Source organism: Campylobacter ureolyticus (assembly GCF_027277485.1).
In the GTDB taxonomy this organism is placed as follows: domain Bacteria; phylum Campylobacterota; class Campylobacteria; order Campylobacterales; family Campylobacteraceae; genus Campylobacter_B; species Campylobacter_B ureolyticus_B.
Genome location: NZ_JAPXGQ010000001.1, coordinates 21159 through 44225 on the forward strand (window position 1 = coordinate 21159; position 23067 = coordinate 44225).

Annotated in this window: 20 protein-coding genes and 1 pseudogene; 9 read left to right on the forward strand and 12 right to left on the reverse strand. The window is 29.2% G+C overall.

The window, feature by feature from the left end:
- Positions 1-11: 11 nt before the first annotated feature.
- The 5 genes and pseudogenes from O6B72_RS09565 to O6B72_RS00130 form a co-directional block, all read right to left on the reverse strand.
- Positions 12-239, reverse strand: a pseudogene (locus tag O6B72_RS09565) (twin-arginine translocation signal domain-containing protein); the annotation flags it as partial.
- A 10-nt stretch (positions 240-249) separates the two neighbouring features.
- Positions 250-477 (reverse strand): twin-arginine translocation signal domain-containing protein, encoded by a 228-nt coding sequence (locus tag O6B72_RS00115; protein WP_018712521.1) that lies wholly within the window; start codon positions 475-477, stop codon positions 250-252.
- Between the two features lie 187 nt (positions 478-664).
- The gene (locus O6B72_RS00120; protein ID WP_258299343.1) at positions 665-1348 is read right to left on the reverse strand and encodes a molecular chaperone TorD family protein; all 684 of its coding nucleotides are present in this window, start codon (positions 1346-1348) and stop codon (positions 665-667) included.
- Positions 1349-1358: 10 nt separating this feature from the next.
- On the reverse strand, positions 1359-3035 hold the full coding sequence (locus O6B72_RS00125; protein WP_269491885.1) for a 4Fe-4S dicluster domain-containing protein: 1677 nt from the start codon (positions 3033-3035) through the stop codon (positions 1359-1361).
- A 94-nt stretch (positions 3036-3129) separates the two neighbouring features.
- Positions 3130-3714 (reverse strand): hypothetical protein, encoded by a 585-nt coding sequence (locus O6B72_RS00130; protein ID WP_269491886.1) that lies wholly within the window; start codon positions 3712-3714, stop codon positions 3130-3132.
- A gap of 107 nt (positions 3715-3821) precedes the next feature.
- Between O6B72_RS00130 and O6B72_RS00135 the strand changes: the two genes are divergently transcribed.
- From O6B72_RS00135 to O6B72_RS00160, 6 genes are read left to right on the forward strand one after another with little or no spacing between them, the layout of a single operon-like run.
- A complete protein-coding gene (locus tag O6B72_RS00135; protein ID WP_269491887.1) occupies positions 3822-4856 on the forward strand; it encodes an ABC transporter substrate-binding protein in 1035 nt (344 codons plus the stop codon).
- 3 nt (positions 4857-4859) lie between these two features.
- Entirely contained in the window at positions 4860-6410 is a 1551-nt protein-coding gene (locus O6B72_RS00140; protein ID WP_269491888.1) for a sensor histidine kinase, read from the forward strand.
- Positions 6407-7075, forward strand: a complete 669-nt coding sequence (locus O6B72_RS00145; RefSeq protein WP_269491889.1) for a response regulator — start codon at positions 6407-6409, stop codon at positions 7073-7075. Before O6B72_RS00140 ends, O6B72_RS00145 begins: the two co-directional genes overlap by 4 nt.
- Positions 7075-8406 carry an L-seryl-tRNA(Sec) selenium transferase gene (selA, locus tag O6B72_RS00150; RefSeq protein ID WP_269491890.1) on the forward strand — a complete coding sequence of 444 codons (1332 nt, stop codon included), beginning with the start codon at positions 7075-7077 and terminating at the stop codon, positions 8404-8406. The genes O6B72_RS00145 and selA overlap by 1 nt, the downstream gene beginning before the upstream one ends.
- A 9-nt stretch (positions 8407-8415) precedes the next feature.
- On the forward strand, positions 8416-10242 hold the full coding sequence (gene selB, locus O6B72_RS00155) for a selenocysteine-specific translation elongation factor (RefSeq protein WP_269491891.1): 1827 nt from the start codon (positions 8416-8418) through the stop codon (positions 10240-10242).
- A 54-nt stretch (positions 10243-10296) separates the two neighbouring features.
- A complete protein-coding gene (locus O6B72_RS00160; protein ID WP_269491892.1) occupies positions 10297-11013 on the forward strand; it encodes a thioredoxin fold domain-containing protein in 717 nt (238 codons plus the stop codon).
- A 41-nt stretch (positions 11014-11054) separates the two neighbouring features.
- On the opposite strand, the gene O6B72_RS00165 is transcribed toward O6B72_RS00160, so the two are convergent.
- The 7 genes from O6B72_RS00165 to gltX are packed head-to-tail and all read right to left on the reverse strand — an operon-like array spanning position 11055 to position 16939.
- Positions 11055-11216: a hypothetical protein gene (locus tag O6B72_RS00165; protein ID WP_200900132.1), complete on the reverse strand. Its 162-nt coding sequence runs from the start codon at positions 11214-11216 to the stop codon at positions 11055-11057.
- A gap of 9 nt (positions 11217-11225) precedes the next feature.
- Positions 11226-11903, reverse strand: coding sequence for an MqnA/MqnD/SBP family protein (locus tag O6B72_RS00170; RefSeq protein WP_269491893.1), 678 nt, complete (start codon positions 11901-11903; stop codon positions 11226-11228).
- A gap of 1 nt (position 11904) precedes the next feature.
- The gene (locus O6B72_RS00175; RefSeq protein ID WP_016646100.1) at positions 11905-12216 is read right to left on the reverse strand and encodes a hypothetical protein; all 312 of its coding nucleotides are present in this window, start codon (positions 12214-12216) and stop codon (positions 11905-11907) included.
- 1 nt (position 12217) lies between these two features.
- On the reverse strand, positions 12218-12847 hold the full coding sequence (gene upp / locus O6B72_RS00180) for a uracil phosphoribosyltransferase (RefSeq protein ID WP_156847531.1): 630 nt from the start codon (positions 12845-12847) through the stop codon (positions 12218-12220).
- An 8-nt stretch (positions 12848-12855) separates the two neighbouring features.
- Entirely contained in the window at positions 12856-14283 is a 1428-nt protein-coding gene (locus O6B72_RS00185) for a nicotinate phosphoribosyltransferase (protein WP_156847530.1), read from the reverse strand.
- The gene (locus O6B72_RS00190; RefSeq protein ID WP_050333544.1) at positions 14280-15536 is read right to left on the reverse strand and encodes a malic enzyme-like NAD(P)-binding protein; all 1257 of its coding nucleotides are present in this window, start codon (positions 15534-15536) and stop codon (positions 14280-14282) included. Before O6B72_RS00190 ends, O6B72_RS00185 begins: the two co-directional genes overlap by 4 nt.
- A 2-nt stretch (positions 15537-15538) precedes the next feature.
- Complete coding sequence (gene gltX, locus O6B72_RS00195; RefSeq protein WP_269491958.1) at positions 15539-16939, reverse strand: glutamate--tRNA ligase; 1401 nt, start codon at positions 16937-16939, stop codon at positions 15539-15541.
- Positions 16940-17011: 72 nt separating this feature from the next.
- On the opposite strand from gltX, the gene O6B72_RS00200 reads away from it, so the two are divergent.
- The 3 genes from O6B72_RS00200 to O6B72_RS00210 all read left to right on the forward strand — a co-directional run bounded on the left by O6B72_RS00200 (position 17012) and on the right by O6B72_RS00210 (position 23065).
- Positions 17012-17848 (forward strand): SurA N-terminal domain-containing protein, encoded by an 837-nt coding sequence (locus O6B72_RS00200; RefSeq protein ID WP_269486942.1) that lies wholly within the window; start codon positions 17012-17014, stop codon positions 17846-17848.
- Positions 17849-18029: 181 nt separating this feature from the next.
- Positions 18030-18722 carry a hypothetical protein gene (locus O6B72_RS00205; RefSeq protein ID WP_269491894.1) on the forward strand — a complete coding sequence of 231 codons (693 nt, stop codon included), beginning with the start codon at positions 18030-18032 and terminating at the stop codon, positions 18720-18722.
- Complete coding sequence (locus O6B72_RS00210; RefSeq protein WP_269491895.1) at positions 18710-23065, forward strand: autotransporter domain-containing protein; 4356 nt, start codon at positions 18710-18712, stop codon at positions 23063-23065. The genes O6B72_RS00205 and O6B72_RS00210 overlap by 13 nt, the downstream gene beginning before the upstream one ends.
- The last annotated feature ends 2 nt before the right edge of the window (positions 23066-23067 follow it).

Consider the following 23067-nt stretch of genomic DNA (forward strand, 5'->3'; position numbering starts at 1 on the left):
TCTTGTCTTATCCAAGTATTTGACGCCTCATCCACCTCAGCAACAACTCCACATCCAGCTGAACAAATAGAACAAATTGTCTTTTTCATAACAGAGTTTGGAAATGGATTTTTAATCTCTTCAGAAGTTGCTTTTCTTAGTGTTTCATTTTTTCCAAAAGCACTCGTTGCCCCAACGGCTCCTGCACCAAGAGCTGCGAGTTTTAAAAAACTTCTTCTTCCTATATTTGTTTGACTCATATTTTATCCTTTAATGAGCAATTCTATAGTATTGTTCCCATAAGTTATTTTTCTTATAAAGAACCTCTTTTTTGACAGCTTTTCCACAAACCACGCCACTACTTGCACTTGTGGCACAATCATCTGATAAAGTTGTTGCACAATTTTTTAATCCCTCATTTGCAATCGCTGCTGTAGCGCCTGCAACTGCACCGATTTTTAGAGATTTTCTTAAAAAATCCCTACGATTTTCAGTCATAATCATCCTCCTTGCATGAAATTTTGATTTAACCAAATAAAGATATATGCTAAATTTGCATAATTTTATGTAAAATATTTTGAATCCTACGCTATATAGCACTATCCATTATATGCTATTTTAGCAGATTTGTAATTAAAAATATATTTTAATTATGCATTAAATAAATTTATTAAGCTTAATTTTATTATTCACCCCAATCAAATTTTTCTTTTGTGGTTTTTAAATTTGATAAATATGGCTGTTTTTCTATCATTTCTTTTGCTACGCTTGGTTTTATTTTTGGCTTTTCAACAGCTAGAATAGATCTTTCAAGCTCAAAAAAATTTTGCATTAAATTCGCCAAATGCAAGTAAAAATTAGATTCTTTACTCTCTTTTATAAAATTTATAAACTCATCTATAAACTCATTTATCACATTTATAAAAAGTTCTGTGCTTAAAAATGCGTTTGTATTTACTTCATCTTTTAAAAGTGATGACATTAGATAAAAAATAAATCCTATAAAATCCTCACTATCTTTGCAAAGCTCACTATTTTTTCTAAATTTACTCTTTCGCAAAGTATCTAAAACTAACTTTTTAGCAAGCCCCTCATCTCGCCCTTCTTTATAAAATGATGCAGTTAAAGGGATATTTGAGTAAGAATAATCATATAAAAGCCTATTTTGCTCAGCTCTAAACTCATCAAAACTAAACTTGCTAAGAGCTTTAAAATCATCTAAATTTTCATTAGCAATTGGGGAATTTTTTAAATAATCAAGCTGTTTTTTCCAAAGGTTAAATTTTTCATCTTTTTCACTGAAAAAAAACGGTATTGCAAAAAATTCATAATAATAACTTCTACCTAAAGTCATATTTTTATCTTTCATTTTGACTCCTTTAAATTTCATCTTGCATTTCTTTAGCTTCTTTAATCTGCTTTTGAATCATTATCTTTGCCTTACAATCCGCACAGCAATAAAGTGTTTTTATTCTATCTGTATCACTTCCAAAAAGTGGCGTCATCATATTTGCTATTTTTAAAATTGATTTTGTAGTAGCAAACTCTTTTCCGCACTCAATGCATTTAAAAAGCTCATCTTTTGCCAAAGTTTGATACTCAAAATACTCTTTTTTAAGCTCCATTTCACCACGTTTTAAAAATATTGTCTCTTTTTCAGCACAACTTTGTATGCAGTATCCACAAGTTGTGCAAAGTGAGGCGTTAAATTTGATAGAATTATCGCTCTCATCAGCAATTAGCGCACCAACATTACAGGCTCCAACACAGCTTAAACAAAGCGTACAGGTATTCTCATCAATGTTTACTTTTCCATATCTTACCCACTCGCCACTTTTTGCAACGCCAAGATCATCATCGCCTACAATATTCAAAACTCTTTTTGAAAAAATCTCTCTTTTTGATAGAGTTCGCTCATTTATGTGAAATTTAAGCCCATCTATAAATTTGAGTTCCTTTGCCTCTTTTCTAAGCTCAATCTCATCTTTTGCAACCAAAATCCCAACTTCGTTAAACTTAGCTTTTATTATTTGATTGACCAAATCTATAGACTCTTTAACTCCTGGTGCGATAACATCACTAAAAAAGATCAAATTTGCTCCACTTTCTTGCAAAAGTGTCATAAAATGAGTCTGGCTTAAAAACTTCTCTCCTTCTATGGCAAAGGGCAAAACTCCCTCATCAAGGGTAACATCACAGGTTTCCAGATCCATAATCCTTGGTGTTATAACTATTTTTTTATCTTTAAATTTCAAAGCCACATCATAAAAGGCCTCGCTTGGCATCTTTGCATAATCAATCGCCCCACTTGGACAAACACTCACGCATCCGCCACATCCAACACAATCAATATGTGAAAAAACTAGCTCTTTTTTTTCATCATCTTTTAAAATCGCAACCGTTGGGCAGATATCAACACATTTTGCACAGTGCTCGCTTCTTCTTTTGTGGTATTGACAAATTTTATCATCGTAAGTTATAGCGCTTTTATAGTGGTAAATTGGCGTTTTTTCATCTAAATATTTTAAAATTTCCTCATCTGTTAAAATGCCAATATCCAAAGTTCCACTTTGTCTTAGCATATACTCTTTTATCCCATCAACTAAAACAAAGTCGCTTTTTACCTCAAATTCGTCATTTGCACTCAAAACTGTTGTGTATAAATCGCCAATTTCGCCGTATAAAAACTTAACTTCAGCGTGAGTTAAGTTTATCACTTTATAGCCATTTTGCTTTAAAATTTCAGTCAAATTTGTGCGGTCTTTATCGCTTATTAAAATAATATTTTTTCCAACATTCTTTTCATAATCCATATCTTTTGCCAAATCAAAAACACTGGCTCTTGCTTTGTATAAAATGTTTAAATTTTTAGCTTTTTGTAAAACGCTATCTTTACTGTTTTTTAGATAAAAATCAATCTCAGGTGCGTAAATTTCAGCCTTTAAATTTGGTGAATTACTAACTAGATAGTGCTCATCATTTGGTGCTTTTAGCTCCTCTATCTCATCAGGAATCACAACTTCTAGCCCGCTATTTAAATATGCAAATTCTTTCATCTATCTTCCTTGATTGCAAATTAGACAATTTTATAATGATTGTTTTAATTTGAATTAAACCATAAATTAGTAGCTGCTAATAATCATAAATAATTTAGATCTTTATCCACGCAACATTTTCATAAATTTCTCTATCTTGCAGTGCGCCATCTACATCAAAACTGTAGCTTTTACCTAAATGGTTAAATCTATACCCAGTTATCTCACCAAACAAAGGCAGTTTTTTTATCTTTTTATAGTGATTTTTTACAACTTTTGAGATAAATTGGAGCTGTTTATCTAAACTTTTAAAAACCAACTCTTTTTTATCAAAATAAAGATATCGAACGCCTTGCATCATCGCTAGCATAAAAATAGGCTCGGTATTTCTTTTGAAATTTGTATCGATATAAATATAACTATTTTTATATTTATTTACCTCATCGTTTAGCTTTTTTGCCTGATTTAACTCATCTAAAATATCTAAGCCATAAATTTTGGCTAGTTTTAGAACTAAATTTTCAGAAGTGTAAAAATAGTCATAATACCCATTTTGCAAAAACTCATCCAGACTTTTTGCCTGTGCGATTTTTAAAAGAGCTTGATTGAGCTTATCTAAACTATAGTAACCTAATTTTTTAGCTAAATTTAAGCGCTCATCTAAATTTGTAAGATTTGTTTGAAGTGTTTTAAATATCATTTATTATCCTTTTTAAAATTTTCGCCGATACATTTTTTGCGATTAGTAATTATAGCTAAATTTTTTTATCTTTTTTAAAATAAAAATAAAATGATATAATCATATTTATGAAAAAAATAGTCTTAATTTTATTTATTTTTTCTTTATCTTTTTCAAAAGAGCAAGGAGTGTTATCCTCTTTTTGCCTAAGTGGAGCAAATGCCCAAATGGGCGAAAGCATTAGAAATTGCGCAAAGATGTATTTTGATGATTATAATTCAAAAAACAAAAATAAAATTAAATTTAATACTTTTGATGATGGGTTTAACTCAGATATTTTTAGAGAAAATATTTTATCAAATTTAGGTAAAAATACCTTTGTTTTTATGCCTTTTGACACGGCAAATTTAAGAAGTATTGCTCCTAAAATTATAAATAAAAATATAATTGTTTTTTCACCTGTTTATACACCAAATTTTTTAAATTTTAGCGTATTTAAGGGCGTTATAAAAACATTTCCTTCGTTTGATTATGAGATAGAAAATGCGATGAAATTTTTTGTAGATACAAAAAATCTAAGTAAAATTTCTATTATTTATCAAAGCGGAGAGCATGGGGAAGAGGCTTATAATAGCCTTGCAAAAGCCCTAATAAATAGAAATTTAAGCATATTTTCAAGCTCAAGCTATAAAAGAAACTCAAATATAATTGAACCGATTTTAGAAAATATTGATTTAAATAGTGAGCTTGTAGTTTTTGCACTTTTAGATAGGATTTCATTAGAAATTGCAAAAAAATTAAGTAAAAAAAATGAAAATATAAAATTTTTATTTCTAAGTTCTGTTAATCCAATTTATTTTAAAGAACTCAAAAATGCTTATGTTTCTTCATTTTCTCCAGTCTTAAAAGAAGATGATGAGCTTTTAAAACTATATAAAAACTTACTTGTTAAAAATAATTTAGATGAAAAAAATTGCTCTTATAATGCGTTTTTAAATGCATTTTTAGTCTCAAAAATATTTGAAAGCCTAAATTTCAAAGATAGCCCTAAAAATTTAGTAATAAATAGAGCAAATCTAATTATAAATAGATATAAATTTTATGAAAAGCAAAGAATAATTAAATTTAATGGTGGCAAAATAGAAATTTTATATGAGAATTAAATAATGAATTTATTAGTAGAACTTGTAAAAAAATTAGATTTTAGAAGAAATATAAATTTGCTTGTTATTACAATATTTGTTGCAATTTTTTCTATACTTTTAGTATTTATATTATTTATATCAAATTTGAAAAATGTAATAAATGATATATATCATTACAACATTTCACCAATTACAAGACTTGAAAACATAAGAGATATTTACAGCTCAAATATTGATTTTCTTATAACAAAATTTGATACAACTTACAATAAAACATATATCGAACTTACTCGTGACAGCATAAATCAAATAATTTTTGAATGGAACGAATATAAAAAAATACCAGAATTTAATGAAAACACACTAACTTTCAAAGAAAAACTAAAAAGAATTTTTTTTAAAACAAGTGAAAATTTTCCATATAACTACTATAAAGCCGACCTTGAGAATAAAATCACAAAAACCTTAGAAGAGGTTGAAAAAACTATTTTAATAGCTTGTGAAGTCGATATACCAGTAGCTGAAATGATGCATTTAAAAAAAGAGTTAATTAGCATAAACACAAACGCACATTTACTTTTAATCCATCACCTAAAAGAGATAAATAACAAAAAAACAAGAACTGATTACCGCTATATTCAAAGTCTTAAATTTCTATCTTTTTCACTAATTATTACTATAGTTTTCTTTTTTATGTTAGTTTTTGCACTTACAATAAATTCTAAAAAAATAAATGAAAAACTTGAAAAAAGCGTTAAAAGAAAAACAAAGGCTTTAAAAGAGCTAAATGAAAATTTGGAAAAAAGACTTGAAAAAGAGCTAATAATTTCTAGAAAAAAAGATCAAACCATTTTTTTACAATCCAAAAATGCAAGCTTAGGTGAAATGCTTGAAAATGTATCTCATCAATGGCGCCAACCTTTAGGAGCAATTTCTATGATAATACAAAGCTTTGAAACTAAACTTGAAAAAAATAAACTAACTCCTGAGTTTGTAAAAAGCCAAGTAAATGAGGCTATGATTTTAGCAAATGGAATGTCACAAACCTTGGAAGATTTTAGAAGTTTTTATAGCCCAACAAAAGCTAAAAAAACATTTGAATTAAATGAAGTTATAAACGATGCAATAAGACTTACTAAGTATTTACTTCAAAAAAAAGAGATTGAACTGATTTTTGATAAAAGTCAAGATATAACAATATACTCTTTTAAAAATGAGCTTTTGCAAGTTTTGATAAACATCATAAACAATGCAAAAGATGCAATAGATGAAAAAGAAGATATTAAATTTATTTGGATAAAACTTAAGAAATTTGAGAGTTTTGCTAGAATTGAGATTATGGATAATGGTGGTGGAATTGATGATATCATAATAGATAAAATTTTTGAACCATATTTTACTACAAAACATAAAAGTTTAGGAACTGGTATTGGGCTTTATATGAGTAAAAACATCGTTGAAAAGCACCTAAAAGGAAACTTATATGTAAAAAATGTTATACTTGGAAGAAGTAAAAAAGAGTATAAATGTGCAAATTTTATCATAGATTTGCCACTAAAGGATGAGTCATGAAAAAAAGAAATTTAGATATATTGTCAAATTTTGATATTTTATACATTGAAGATGAAACACATCTACTTCATCAAACAACAACTGTTTTAGAAGATTTCGTAAGAAATTTATATCCTTGCCAAAACTTAAAAAAAGCCTATGAAGTGCTTGAAAATAAAAATATTGATGCAATAATTAGTGATATTTTACTTGAAGAAGCAACTGGGATTGAACTTTTAAAAAATTTAAGAAAAGAAGATAACGATATTCCTATGATTTTCACCACAGCTTATACAGATACAAAATATCTTCTTGAGGCTATAAAATTTGGTGCAAATAACTACCTTGTAAAGCCAATAAATATAAAAGAACTCTTAAATTCACTTTATGATGTGCTTTTGCCAAAAATAAAAGATAAAGAAATTGATAAAAATAAAAATATTATAAGAATGGTGGCTTTGGTAACTGATACAAAAGCAGTTGAAGTAATAAAGTTTATTATTAATAATCTGGATGAAAACTTAGTATTTAACCACACATACAACGACATTATGGACAATATAGATGTTAGCAAACCCACCATTATAAAACTTTTTAAACAGCTTGGCGATTTAGAAGTTTTAGTAAAATTACAAAATGCAAAATATCAGTTTAACCCATCAAAATTAAACAATGTGGAGATTTAATGAAAATAGACTTACCAAAAGTGGATAAAATCGCAAATTTGGCTGAATTTAAAGACTATTTTTATCCACTTGTTTTAAATTTAACCAAACAAATTATCGAAAAAGAGAGAAAAAAAGCTCTTTTAAATTTAGAGTATAAAGATGAACAAGGCATTATTGAGGCGATAAAAAGTGAGTATGAAATTTATGAGAATTTAGAGCTAAAACCATTGATAAATGCAACTGGTGTTGTGATTCATACAAATTTAGGAAGAAGTGTTATAAATGAAGAGTTACTCAAAAGAGCCCAAAAAACAATAACTTCTTACTCAAATTTGGAATATGACTTAAAAACTGGAAAAAGAGGTCTAAGATACAACTACACAGCAAAGCTTTGCTCCATGCTTTTTGACTGTGAGGATGCTTTGATCGTAAATAACAATGCAAGTGCTGTTTTTTTAGTCTTAAATACATTTGCCAAAAATAGTGAAGTTATCGTTAGTAGAGGCGAGTTAGTTGAGATTGGTGGAAGCTTTAGAATACCAGAAGTTATGGCAAGCTCAGGTGCAATTTTGCATGAAGTTGGCACGACAAACAAGACAAATTTAAACGATTATGAAAAAGCTATAAATGAAAACACAAAATTGCTTATGAAGGTTCATCAATCAAACTTCAATATTCAAGGTTTTAGTCAAAATGTAAGTGCGGTTGAAATCTCAAATTTGGCTAAAAAGTGCGGTTTAATAAGCTATTATGACCTAGGAAGTGCTTATGTAAATGAGCTTCCATACTCTTTAAGCGCTCATGAACCACCACTTAAAAAGGTGCTTGAAAGTGGTATAAATTTAGTTAGTTTTAGTGGCGATAAGCTTTTTGGAAGTGTGCAATGTGGGCTGATTTTGGGTAAAAAAGAGTTGATAGATGAACTTAAAAAAAATCAACTCTTAAGAATACTACGAGTTGATAAGATAACTCTAAGTATCTTAAATGAAACCCTAAAAGCCTACATCAACAAAGAATTTAACCTCATCCAAACAACTCATCAAATTTACAAAGACATTGATGAGCTAACTGATATGGCAAATTTAGTAAAAGCAAATGTAGCCACGCCATCAAAAGTAGTAAAAACAAAAACTTTTATAGGTGGTGGAACGCTTCCTTGCAAAGAATATCCTAGCATTGCATTGGCTTTTTTGGGAAACCCGATAGAGTTAGAGCAAAAATTTAGAGAAAAAAGAGTTATTGGAAGAATTGAAAATGATAAATTTATGCTTGATTTTAGAAGCATAATGGATAAAGACTTGCAAAATCTAATCAAAATTTGCAACGAAATTTTTAGAGAACAGCCTTAAGGATATTTAATGCAAAGTATGATAATTGGCACCGCAGGACACATAGATCACGGCAAAACTTCACTCATAAAGGCGCTAAACGGATTTGAGGGTGATGAGATGAAAAGCGAGATAGAAAAAGGCATAACAATTGATTTAAGCTTTTCAAATTTAAAAAAAGGTGATGAAAATATCGCTTTTGTTGATGTTCCTGGACATGAAAACTTAGTTAAAACTATGATTTCAGGAGCCTATGCATTTGATGCGGCGATGCTAGTTGTAGCAAGTAATGACTCTCTTATGCCTCAAACTAAAGAGCATATCCAAATTTTATCGCTCCTTAATGTAAAAAGCTTGATTTTATGTATCACAAAGTGCGATCTAACAAGCAAGAGCGAGCAGGTTAGCGCCCAAAATGAAACCCTTAAATATATAGAAAATTTTAAAAACTTAGAAGTTTTAAAGACCTTTTTTGTAAGCATAAAAGATGAGCTTTCCATAGCTGAGCTTAAGAACTTTTTATTTACATTAAAGCCTAAAAAACGTGAAGAAAGTGCCTTAACAAGATACTATATCGATAGAGTTTTTAGCTTTAAAGGAGTTGGGACAATTGTCACTGGAAGCTTGATAGAGGGCACTATAAAAGAAAACGAGAGGCTTTTTTGCCTAGATATAAATAAAGAGTTTTTAGTAAAAAGCATTCAAGTCCATGATGAGTTTACCAAATTTGCCACCCATCCAAATAGAGTCGCGCTAAACTTGGCAAATGCAAAAACAAGCGAGCTTAAAAAAGGCTATATTTTAAGTAAAAAAGGCTTTTTTAGAGGCTTTAAAGAAATTGATACTGTCTTTTATGGAGAGATCTCTCATGCAAGTGAGGTTATTTTTTGTGTTGGAAGTAGGCAAATCGCGGCAAAAGCTTTGGTTTTAAGTACAAAAGAAGAGCAAAGTTTTGTAACTTTTAAATTTGAAAAAGAGCTATTTTTGAAATTTAACGAAGCTTTTGTAGTGCTTGAAAACTCACGTGTGATTGGTGGTGGAAGAGTTTTAAACCCAATTAGCGAACCACTTAAAAAATCTCAAAAAATAGAGTTTTTAATGCGCCTTTTAGAAAAAGATTTTAAAAAAGTTTTTGAGATTTTAACCGCCACTCACAAACACGGCTTTGGACTTATCTCATCATTTCAAAGATTTGATCTAACCCATGAAGAGGCTTTAGAAGTCGCAAACTCGCTAAATCAAGTATTTGTTGATAAAGAGGGGCTTTGTATTTACGGCCTTGAAGCTTTAAGCGATTTAAAAAAAATAATTAAGTTTATAATAGAAAAAAATAAATTTGCTGTTATTTCGGCTCAAAGTATTGCCATTAAAATAACCTGGACAACAAATGAGTTTGCAAATTTTGCTCTTGATGAGTTAGTAAAAGAAAAAATTTTAGAAAAAAACAATCTTTTATATGTTAAAAAAGGTGTTGAATTAAACAGCATTGAAGAGAATTTAACCGATAAAATTTTTAATATTTTAGAAAGCTCAAAACTCACTCCAAAAGCTCCTTATAATATATATGATGACTTAGATATTGATAAAATTGTAGGTGATAATATTTTCAAAAGCTTAACAAAATCTAAAAAAATAGTTCGCCTAGCTCATAATCTTTTTGTAACTTCATCAAATTTAAATCTTGCTATGAAAGAAATTAGAGAAATTATCAAAAAAAACGGCTTAGCAAATGTTCAAATTTTAAAAGAAAAACTTGGTCTTAGTCGTAAATTTGCAATAGCATATCTAGAATATTTAGATAAATTTGATGATATCAAAAATGTAGATAATGATAGAATGTTTATAAATTTTAATTAAATTGTTTAATATTTAATTATATAATCTAACAAAATTTTTAAAAAAAGGTGAAAAATGAAAAAAATAGTTTTAACTTCAATTATCGCAGCAAGCTCAATGTTTGCAGCAACTGATGCAGAAATTAAAAATTTCTTTGAGCAAATGGTACCAGGTCATGCTATGAGCGTAGAAGTAGAAAAGAGAACTCCAATCCCAGGATTAGATGGATTTGAAGAGGTTATTTATAAAGTAAGCCAAGGTGATTTTAGCCAAAAAGATGCAATTTATACAAAAGGTGATTTTATAGCCCAAGATCTTTTTAACATTAAAACAAAAAAAAGCTATAAAGAAGAGTTTATAAACGGTATGATAAATGAAAGTATTGCTGAAATCTATAAAAAAGAAGAGGCAAAAAATATAATCAAACTTGGAAATGATCCTAAAAAAGAAACTTTAATTATGCTAAGTGATGCGGATTGTCCATTCTGTAAAAGAGAAATAGCAAGCATAGAGAATAATTTAAAAGAAAATAATTATGAAATAATTATGACTTCTATCCACGGACCAGCTTCTCATGCAAAAAGTGCTAAAATTTACGAAGAAGTAGCTAAAGCAAAAAATGATGCTGAGAAAATAAAAGTTCTTAAAAAATACTATGCTGATAATATCCCAGCAGTTGAGGGAGTAGATCAAAAAGAAATCGATAGACTTAACTCTTTAGCTGAGAAATACTTCAAAGCTGGCGTTCAAGGCGTTCCATATATTGTAAATAAAAAAGAACTTGTAAAATAATAAAATATTAAAGTCCTAAATTTTAGGACTTTAAAAAACAACTAATGAGTTGGAATTTTAACTGCTTGAGTGCTATTTTGATCTTTTAAAAACTCGCTAAAATTTGTTTTATTGCTTTCATTTTTATTTGTATTGCTAACATTTAAATCACTTGTTGCAAAAATAAAGCTAAAAAATAGCGAAAATAAGATAATTTTTTTCATATTTTTTTCCTAATTTGGGTTAAAATTTAAAAGTCTTGCTTTTTTTAAAAACATATTTAAAGCTTTCTTTTCTTTTATGCTAATTTTATAACTTATATAATTTAAATACCATAAAATTTCAGATTTCTTGACACCTCTTGATTTGGCGTATTCGTTTAAAATATATTGAGGAATTTTTACTTTCTTTTTTAAAAATGAATTTGCTAAATTCTCATAAGCTTTTTTTGAGTCTATAAGGCAAAAAACAGCAAAAACAAATGGCAAATTTGTTTTTTCATGCCAAATTTTTCCCATATCATAAAATTTATCAAAACCCTCATCAAGATAACATTTTAATGCCCTATCGCCTATTACAACACTTCCATTTAAGCCTAAAACTTTGCTTAACATATTTGATGTCACAGAGGCTGGATCTAAGCTTTTAGCTGAGTTTTTTCTAACTAAAACACTTTTAACATCTTTTTTTGCGATAATTCCCATATTTAATTTTTTATATTTTTTTCGCCTGCTTTCAATACTTGATATAACAGCAGCATCAACACGCCTATTATAAAGCTTTTTACAAAGCACACTTGGGACATCTTTTTTAAACTCAATACCCTTTTTTACATAGCTTGGAAGCGGATATTTTTTTAAAAATACATGAAAAGGAAGTAAATTTAAATAATCAATCTTTCCAAATAGCATCTTACTCCTTATACGCTAAAACAAGGTTTATGGCAAAATTTCCGTAATATAAAATAGCTCTATCGCCATTTATTGAGATAGAAACTTCATCGCTTGATAAAATTTGGCTTTTTGGGTTTTTTCTTAAAAGTTTAAATTCATTAAAATTTGCATCTTTTAAAACCGCACTTTGAAATCCATCACTACTTCTAAGCTCTACCACAACACCATTTAAACCTATAAAATAAATAGCCTTTTGATTTTGTAAATTTAATGAGTCTTTAGAAGCACAACCAATAAATACAAAAATAAAAAAAGCTATAAAAAATCTCATACTAACTTAAGGTATTAAAAACCCTATCTCCAGCATCTCCAAGCCCTGGAACAATATAGCCCTTTTCATTTAAACCCTCATCTATAGCTGATACATATACATTAACATCCGGAAATTTTTCACTAAATTTCTTAAGTCCTTCTGGTGCTGCTATGATAGAGATAAATTTAATATTCTTAACTCCTTTTTGTTTTAAAAACTTAACTGCCTCAATAGCTGTTCCACCAGTTGCAAACATTGGATCGATTATAATTGCGGTTCTATTTTTATAATCGTTTGGAAGTTTTGCATAAAAGAAATTTGCTTCTAGACTTTTTTCATCTCTTTGAAATCCCAAAAATCCAACACTTGCATCAGGAATAATCTTAAACACTGCATCAAGCATACCAAGTGCAGCTCGTAAAATCGGGCAAATCATAACTTTTGTTTTTAGTTTTTTGCAATTTGCAGTTGAAACTGGTGTTGAAACTTTTACATCTTTTAATTCTAAATCTCTGCAAGCTTCAAAAATTAAAAGATATGTTATCTCATCAATAAGCATTCTAAACTGAAAAGGATCGGTTTTAACATCTCTTAAAAAAGTAAGTTTATGCTCTATTAAAGGATGAGTTATGTGCTTTATATTTTTCATATTTTTCCTTAAGCTTTATGATTGTTTATAATTTTTTCTCTTATATCCCATAGCTTTTGAGATAAATCTACTTTGTAACTTTGTGGTTTTATGTTTCTTAAATACTCTTCCCACATAGTTTTAAGCTCAGATTGTGTAAATTTAGCTATCTCTTTTACACTTTTTTTCTTGCCTACAAATTTGCCATCTATAAAAAGTGGTTTTAAAAGCTTTTTAGCATAAAAATTTGAAAGTTTTTTTCTCTTATATGTATAAAGTGGGTGAAAAATTTCTACTTCATTAATATCTTCTAATTTTTCATCATCTAAGGTTATAAGATCTGCTAAAGCTTTGTTTGTGTCTTTATCATAAAATCTATATACTTGTTTATATCCTGGGTTATTTATCTTTCTCGGATCATTTGAAATTTTCATTTTAGGCACAATGTTACCATTTTTTACAACCCCGCTTAATTTATAAACCCCGCCAAGCGATGCATCATCACTTGAAGTTATCATCCTTGTTCCAACACCCCAACTATCAATCTTTGCTCCACCATCTTTCAAATGTTGTATGCTATACTCATCAAGGTCATTTGAGCCAACAATAATAGCTTCTTTAAAACCAGCATTATCAAGCATAATTCTAGCCTCTTTACTCAAATACTCCAAATCTCCAGAATCTATCCTAATGCCAAGAGGCTTAAAACCTTTTTCTTTTAACTCTTTAAAAACTGTAATTGCATTTGGAACACCACTGCTTAAAGCATCATAAGTATCGACAAGCAAAAGAGCATTGTTTGGATAAATTTTTGCATAAGCCCTAAAACTTTCAAGTTCATTATCAAAACTTTGAACCCAAGAATGAGAGTGTGTTCCAGCTACTTTTATATCAAATTCTTTTGCAGCTTCAACATTTGAAGTTGCCACACAACCACCTACTATTGAAGCTTTTGCACCATAAAATCCAGCGCTTCTGCTTTGAGCTCTTCTTAGTCCAAATTCCATAACGCCATCACCTGCTGCACTTCTTACAATTCGTGAGCTTTTTGTAGCAATTAATGTTTGAAAATTTACAATATTTAAAATAGCAGTTTCAATTAGCTGAGCTTCTAAAATATTTGCTTTTACTCTAATGAGTGGCTCATGTGTAAATACAACACTTCCCTCTTCCATAGCATAAATTTCACCGCTGAATTTAAACTCTTTTAAATAATTTAAAAACTCTTTGCTAAAAGAATTTAAACCCTTCAAATACCTTATATCATCATCGCTAAATTTTAAATTTTTAATATAATCAACCACTTCATTTATACCACAAAGTATGGCATATCCACCATTGCTAGGATGTTTTCTAAAGTAAACATCAAAAATGGCTACGGTATCTTTTTTTTCTTCAAAATACCCTTGCATCATACTAAGTTGGTAAAAATCGGTAAAAAGAGCTAAATTTTTCATAGTTTTATTTTTTTAAGCTCTTCTTTATAAGCTTTTTCATCAAATTCTTTAATGCCGGCTACGCCACCCTCAAATGCAGCTTTTGCAACTGCTGGAGCAACAGCAAATAAAACTCTTTTATCAAAAGGATTTGGAATTATATAATCCCTTCCAAAAGAAATTTTATCTACACCTATCATCTTGCAAACTTCGCTTGTAACCTCTTCTCTTGCAAGTTTTGCTAATGCTTTTGCAGCTGCCATTTTCATATCTTCAGTTATATATCTTGCTTCAACATCCAATGCGCCTCTAAAAATATATGGAAAACCTAAAACATTATTTACTTGATTTGGATAGTCACTTCTTCCAGTTCCAACCATCGCATCATCTCTTACTTCTTTTACCTCTTCTGGATAAATTTCAGGCACAGGATTTGCAAGAGCAAAGATTATTGGATCTTTTGCCATTGATTTAACCATATCTTTTGTTAAAATTCCACCCTTGCTAAGTCCTAAAAACATATCTGCGCCATTTATCGCATCATCTAAAGTTCTAGCTTCTGTTTCAATGGCAAATTCTTTTTTCTCAGATGATAAATTATCTCTTTTACTATGAATAACACCTCTTGAATCAAGCATTAAAATGTGCTTTACGCCTACATTTTTATACATTTTAGCGCATGCTATTCCAGCTGCTCCACTTCCACTTACTACTATTTTTATATCTTCTGGTTTTTTTCCATTGATTTTTAAAGCATTTATTAACCCAGCTGTTGTAATAATGGCAGTTCCGTGCTGATCATCGTGCATTACAGGGATATTTGTGCTTGCTTTTAGCTCTTTTTCGACATAAAAACACTCAGGTGCTTTAATATCTTCTAAATTTATTCCACCAAATGTTGGAGAAATTGCTCTGCAAATTTCAACTAATTTTTTAGGATCTGTTTCATTAATCTCAATATCAAAAGCATCTATTCCTGCAAATTTCTTAAATAAAACAGCTTTTCCCTCCATTACTGGCTTGCTTGCACTTGCTCCAATATCTCCGAGACCTAAAACTGCAGTTCCATTGCTAATTACTGCTACTAGATTTTTTTTATTTGTATATTTATAAGATAGGCTTTCATCAGCTTCTATTTCTTTGCAAGGTTCTGCAACTCCTGGACTGTAAGCCAAAGTTAAATCGCTTGCACTTTCAAAAGGGGTTTTTACATTTATTTCAATTTTTCCACCAATATGATAATTTAAAGCTTCTTCTTTTGTGTATTTTGCCATTACTATAACTCCTTAGATTTGTTTATTAAATTTTTAATTCTTTGTTTTACCTCATCGCTTCCTAAAATTTCAAGCACTTCAAAAATAGATGGACTTACGCTATTTCCAGTTATTGCTATCCTTAATGGCTGAGCTAAGTCTTTTAGTTTTGCTTCATTTTTTTCTAAAAATTTATTTGTTAGCTCCTCGTATTCCAAAGCATCCATATCTTTATCTAAAATTTCAGAAAAACTTGCAAGCAATTTTAAACTATTTTCATTAATAAATTTTTTATAAGCTTTTTCATTATAGCTTTGTGGTTTTATAAGGATAGAATTTGCCATCTCTTTCATTTGTAAAAGTGTGACTGAGCGTTCTTTTATACTATCTATTAAAAGTTTTGCATGTTTTACCTCATCTAGGTTAAGGTCAAATTCTTTTAACTCATGAGACAATCTTTCAAAGCTTGCATTTTTTATGTAGTGTTGATTTAGCCATTCTAGTTTGCTTTGGTTAAAGCTACTTGAAGATTTTGAAAGATTATGTGGATCAAAAAGCTCTTTTAACTCTTTCATTGAAAAAATTTCATCATCACCATGACTCCAGCCAAGTCTTACTAAGAAATTTAATAAAGCCTCACTTAAATAACCCATTTTTTTATATTCCATAACATCTGTTGCACCGTGTCTTTTGGAGAGCTTTTGCCCATCAGGTCCGTTAATCATCGCAACATGATAAAAATTTGGAGTTTTAAAACCAAGTGCCTCATACAAAATAATTTGTTTTGGTGTATTTGAAAGGTGATCATCACCTCTAATTACATCAGTTACGCCCATTAATGCATCGTCAATTACAACTGTAAAATTATATGTAGGACTTCCATCACTTCTTGCGATTATAAAATCATCTAACATATCATCAACATTAAATTTAACTTCACCTTTTACGCCATCTTTAAATTCTATAGTTCCACTAATTGGAGCTTTTATACGAATTACTGGATCAATGCCTGCTGGAGGTGTTCCTTTAAAATCCCTATATCTTCCATCATATTTTGGACGAATTTTCATCGCTTCTTGACTTTTTCTAAGCTCATCAAGTTCGTCTTTAGTCATATAACATTTATAAGCTTTACCTTCATCTAAAAGTTTTTGTATATATTTTTTATATATGTCAAATCTATCACTTTGATAAACAAGCTCACCATCATAGTCAAGCTTGCACCATTTAAATGCTTCTATAATCGCATTTGTAGCTTCTATCTTATTTCTCTTTAAGTCAGTATCTTCAATTCGAAGTAAAAATTTTCCATTATTTGTTCTTGCATATAAGTAGTTATAAAGTGCCGTCCTAAGCCCACCGATATGAAGATATCCAGTCGGAGAAGGAGCAAAACGAGTTACAATCATAATTTTTCCTTTTATTTCCAAATTTGTAAAATATTTCGCTATAATTTGTCAATTATAGTCTTATAAGCTTAAAATAAAGGTTTTTTTATGAAAAAAAAGTTAATTTTTTTACTTATGCTTGGCTTTAGTGTGGCCAATGCAGGTATGGTAAATTGGGTTGTTGCAAAGGTAAATAATGAACCAATTACAAATTTTGAAGTTTTTGATACAATGAAAAAAATAAAAACTTCCAATCAAGATACAGCATTACAATTTTTAATAAATGAAAAACTAAAAGCCTCAGAAATTAAAAAAAGAGATATAAGAGTTGCACCTTACGAGGTTACAAATGCAATTGAAGAAATTGCTAAAAAAGAGGGAAAAACACCTGAAGAGTTTAAAAATACTCTTATAAAACAAGGAGTAAATTTCGATGAGTTTAGATCAAATTTGGCAAAAGATATACAAACTCAAAAACTTTTAGGCGGAATTTTTGCAAAAGCTGATAAAAAAATAACTCCTGAAAGTGTAAAGCAGTTTTATGAAAGCAATCCCATGCTTTTTATGAGTTTTGAATCAGTAAATGCAACTAGATTTGCCGCTAAAACAAAAAAAGAGATTGAAAATGTTATACGCGGAAAAGTAGGAGCATCTGTTTATTCTCATAAAATTACAATCCCAAAATCATCTCTTAATGAGCAAACTGCATTTGCTTTTTTAAATATGAAAAATGGTGAATTTACTCCTATTATGGACCATCCACAAGGATTTTATGAGGTTTTAAGAATTGATTCTAAAAATGGGGTTAAAAAAGTAGATTTTGAAACTGCAAAAGATCAAGTTTTTGAAATGTTTGCTAAAAATGAAAGACGAAAAACAGTTGATGATTACTTTGAAAAACTAAGAGCAAATGCCATCATAGAAGTTTTACCTCCTAGAAAATAAACCTAAAAGTCTGCTAAATATTAAAATTTTAAATAATATAAATTCTAAAAAGCCAAGTTGTTCTTGGCTTTTATTTTTCAAAATATCTTGCTAACGAAACACATCAAAGAAAAATTAATTTTGTTTTAATAAGGTAATGATATAATTTATCATTATTATTTTCAATTTAAAAGGAGTGTAAATGAACATGCGAAATCATATTCATTTTTCTTGGCAAGAGAATAAAATTTTCTCTTTAGTTTGTGCAGTATTTATTTGTTCTAGTTTAAATGCTTCACCTATTACAAATGAGTTATTAAAAGACCCAGAACCAACTGTAGTCTATAAAATTGGCGATTATAACAAAGTTAAAATTTTTAATGATAAATCTAACAGAGTACAAGGACTAATTAAAAATGGTGAAGTCACAAGCACTATAGATGGAAAACTTGAAGGTAAAAGTAAAACATTAACCATAAAAGGCAAAGAAGAAACAAAAAAATCTCCAGTTTATTTATATTCTACAACAATAGGTGCTAATGAAAATACAGAAGTAAATTTATATGGTTTAAAGGGACAACATTTTCTTATAGGTGGAAAAGGTATTATCAAAAAAGATGATAAAGGTGATAAATTTCTTGACTTTATGGCTTCAGATAAAAACGCCGTAGTAAATGTTTCATTTTTAGAAGCTAAACATAATCCAGCTAATAATTCATGGAGTGATTATTATAAAGATCAAAAAGCAGGTGTTTTTAATATAGATATATTAAATGGAACTTTGAATCTCAATACTGGCAATAAATCCCGTAGTAGAGCAACAGCTGAAAAAATAAATGTAATAGGTAAAAATTCTATATTAAATGCTAGGTTAAACCAACTATGTCTTTTTTGATAGATGAAGGTGGAAAAGCAAATTTTGCTGATACTTATGTCTATTCGCCTGAAATTTTAGTAAAAAACGGAAAGCTAAATGCTGAAAATGGAGGGATTTTACAAACACAAAAATTTAATGTAGGCAAAGACGGAGAAGCTAATATAAACAATGTCAAAATAAAAGGTACAAATAATAAAAGTGTAAATAATACCATAGATATAGATGGTGGAAAACTAAATGTAACAGACCCTAAAATACAAGCTAAAACTTTTAAAATAACAAACAATGGTGTTGTAAACTTAACTAGTGAAAAACCTGCTGATGAAAAACTCTTAAATGAGGACAAAGCAAAAGATGAAGCAGTATTTATAGAATATGGAGGTGGTATAAATGTAGATAGCGGTAAATTTATAGCAAAAAACCTACCTTTATTCAACAAAGGCAGCATAATAATAAAAAATGGAGAACTTGATATAAAAGATTCAAAAATATCAACATCTCAAAATTTCTATGTAAAAGAAGGCGGAAAAGCTACCCTAGATAATACAAAATATACGGGACAAATGGGAATTAATGTAGAAAAAGGCGGTGAATTTAAAGCAAAGAATAAATCAAATATAAATTTTACAAATGAACAGAGTAAAATAAGTGGAAAGGCAATATTTGATGATTCTACTATTAATTCAGCTACTATTTTCATAAGAGATGGTGGAGAGTTTATAGTTAAAGATTCAACTGCTAAGATAAAGCAAGTAACCGCCCAAAAAGGAGGTAAAGCTGAGTTTTTAAACAGCATCATAGAAAAAAAAGGGAGTTATTCTTGGAGTGCCGATGGTGGGGATATTAGTTTTATAAATTCAAATATAAACAACATCAGTAGCCTAAGTGCAGAAAAAGACGGAACTATAAATTTAGTTAATGCAAAAATAAATGATATTGGCGGAATCTTCGTACATGACGGAAAATTTAATGCTATAGATTCTGTTATAAATTTAAAAAATCACTTTGTAATAAGAGATGACAAAGGAAAAGCCATTCTTGATAATTCCAGCTTAAAAGCTAGTTCCTTAGGCGGACATATAGATTTAAAAAATAAAGTTACTCTCGATATAGAAAAAGATAAATACACATATAGATCTAACGGGGCAGATCATTCTATAGACATTTATGCAAATGTAGAAAATGCAACCGATATCATTAAAAAAGGTAAAAGTAATCTTACATTTAAAGATTATAAGGATAATTTTAAAGGAAATTTAAATATAGAAGATGGTAGTTTGACTTTAGATGGTGATTTTACATTAGCAAAGGATAAAACTTTATCAATGAAATATCAAGGTAAAAATGATGGTATTTTAAAAGCTAATAAAATGGACTTAAAAAATGGAAATCTTTTTGTAAATTTACAAAATGATGCAAGTGGCGATGAAACCACAATAGCAAAAACCAAAAATGGTTTATCTTTTGACAAAAGCAAGGCGAAGTTAGAGGATAATAGCTTAGATAGTGCTTACTCCCTAATTCAAAAAGACAATGATCTTATCCTAACAAAAAAAGCTCTTGATGGTGGGCTAAAACTAAGCGAGCTTGACCATGTCATAAAAAAGGATTCAAAAGTATATGTTGATAATGGTCCTAATTATATAGATGATGCACATAAGAATAGTCAAAATGACAAAAACGAAAAAGGTCAAATAGTTAAGGTAAAAACAGAAGGTGCAAAACTTGTAATAGCAGATGTAAATGTAAAATCAAAAGGTGAAGGTGAAAATAAAGATAATGAATCTTTTGATATAACAAAAGACTCATATCTTCTTATAAATAATTCTAAAAGTAAAGTTGATGGGCTTAATATCTTAGAAAACTCCACTTTAAAACTTCAAGAAGAAAGCGATATCACAGCTACAAATTTATATGTAGATAAAACCTCAAAAATGAGTATGGAAAAAAGAGACTCCGCAGGCAGAGATGACAAAGTTAATATGAGAGTAATAAACGCAAAGCTAGATGGCATAGCAAATATAGGCAAAGATTCAACTTTTAAAGCCGAAAATTTAAATCTCGGTCAAAATTCCAAAATAGATAGTAAAGGCACACTTGAAACTAAAAACTTAAATTTGACTGGTTCAAACATCGAAGCTTTAAATTTAAAAATAGATGAAAAAGCAACTATGAGCGGTGGTAATCTTAATATAGAAAATGCAGAATTTAATGGAGAGATAACAATAGATAATAATACAAATTTAAAAGCTAATATTTTTAAAGCTGAAAATGGAAACCTTAACATTAATGATGCAAATATTGACTTAAAAGACGCAACTATAAATAGCAAAGTAGATGTTAAAAATTCAGCTATGAAAACTGAAAGATTAAGTCTTGCAGGAAATAGTACATTTGATAATGTAAAATACACAACTAAACATTTTGAGTTTAAAGATGGCAACCTTCTTATAAAAAACTCGGTGTTCAATACAACAGGAGATAGTTCTTTTATAGTATCAGGTGATGCAAATATAGATAACTCACAAACTAGCCACATCAATATGACATTAGGCAAAGATAGTAAAACAACAGCCACTATAGATAACAAAACAACTTTAACTGTTAAAAATACTCTAACTTTTGGACCTATTGATGCAACTTTAAACTTAAACAATGATGCCATTTTAAAAGTATCAAAAATAGCAAAAGGTACAGGTGGATCTCACAATATAAATGTAACAAATTCCACAGTTGAACTTCTTGATGGTGGAGAATTGTTTAGTGACTTTAATGACAATGATTTAAATTTTAAAATTAAAAATGCTATTTTTAAAACAGATGGTGAAAAAACAATAAACCACTCTATAAGTGGTGAAAATTTCACAAAAATTGGTAAAGGCACTATAAAAACTCCTTTTAAAAACTGGAAAAATACAAAAGTAAAAGAAGGAGTGTTAAACTTCACTGATAATGTAGTTTTTAAAAATGAAAAATTGGCTATTTCAAATGGTGCAATAGTTAAAGGCGATAAAGACGTAACTTTTGAGAAATCATCAACACTGGAAATAGGAGCAAAAGGCGATGGTATAAAAAATATCCAAACTGGAAAATTAATCGCCAATACATTAAAAATAGATGGTGCAACTCTTAGTGTAAAAGATGAAGCAGTAAAAAATTTAAAAAATGGCAATATTATAAAACGAAATAAATTTTTAAAACATCAAACACTAAATGGTTGGTTTAATCCTACTATTTTAGAAGATCTTGCTTTTTATGATTTGAGCTTCACTAAAGAGAAAGATATTTTAATAGGCGTGGTTCCAAGAGCAAAAGATATGCTTTTAAATGCAGGAATGCATAGACTTGGGGGACTTGGTGATATTATTGATGCTGGATTGATAGATAATACACTTGGTGATATTATGTTTAAAGATAATATTACTGCAAATGACTTAAAAACTATTCAACCGCTTATATCAGGTGCTGGCATACAAGTAATTTCTGATGCAGGAAAAATTTCAAGAGATGCAATTTTATCTAGCAGTACATATAAAAGTGATAAAAATTTCTGGGCTAAAGCAATAGGAAGTTTTAGTCACAAAAGTTCAACTAATGATGGAACTTTAGGGTATGATGCGGATCATTATGGAACCATTATAGGTTTTGATGGTGAAATAGCAGATAATGCTCGATTAGGTTTTGCTGTTTCTTATACAAAAAGCGATATTGATGGTGATATAAATCAAAATATAAAAAGTGATACATATCAAGCTTTAATTTATAGTGATATTTATGCAATAAATGATTTAAGAATTAATCTTTTAGCAGGTGTTGGTTTTTCAGAAAATGAAGGTGATAAAACAGTCTCTATTATAGATAAAACCATAAAATCAAAATATGATAGCAAATTCTATCAAGCTGGATTTGGAATATATAAAGATGTAAGTTTAAGCAATTCTTTTTCTTTAACACCATACTTCAGAGCTGACTATATACATGTAAAAAATGATGCATACACAGAAAATGGTGACGAATTCTTAGCTTTAAGCGTAGACAAACAAGACTTTGATAGTTTAGAACTTCAAGCTGGACTTGAGTCAAAATACCTTATAAATGATAAGTTTTCTTTATTTGGAAAAGCTGGACTAATCGTAGAAACTATGGATGATGAAACAAAAATAGACTTCTCACTCATATCAAATCCTAGTAAAAAAGCTCAAATCAAATCTGATGCAAAAAATGATTTGCTCGGCGTAGTTGGGGTTGGTTTTGATTATATGCCTACAGATTCTTTAAAATTAGAATTTAAATATAATGGAAAATTTGGCGATGACTACAATAATCAAATTATTGGGCTAGGTCTTAACTATAGATTTTAAAC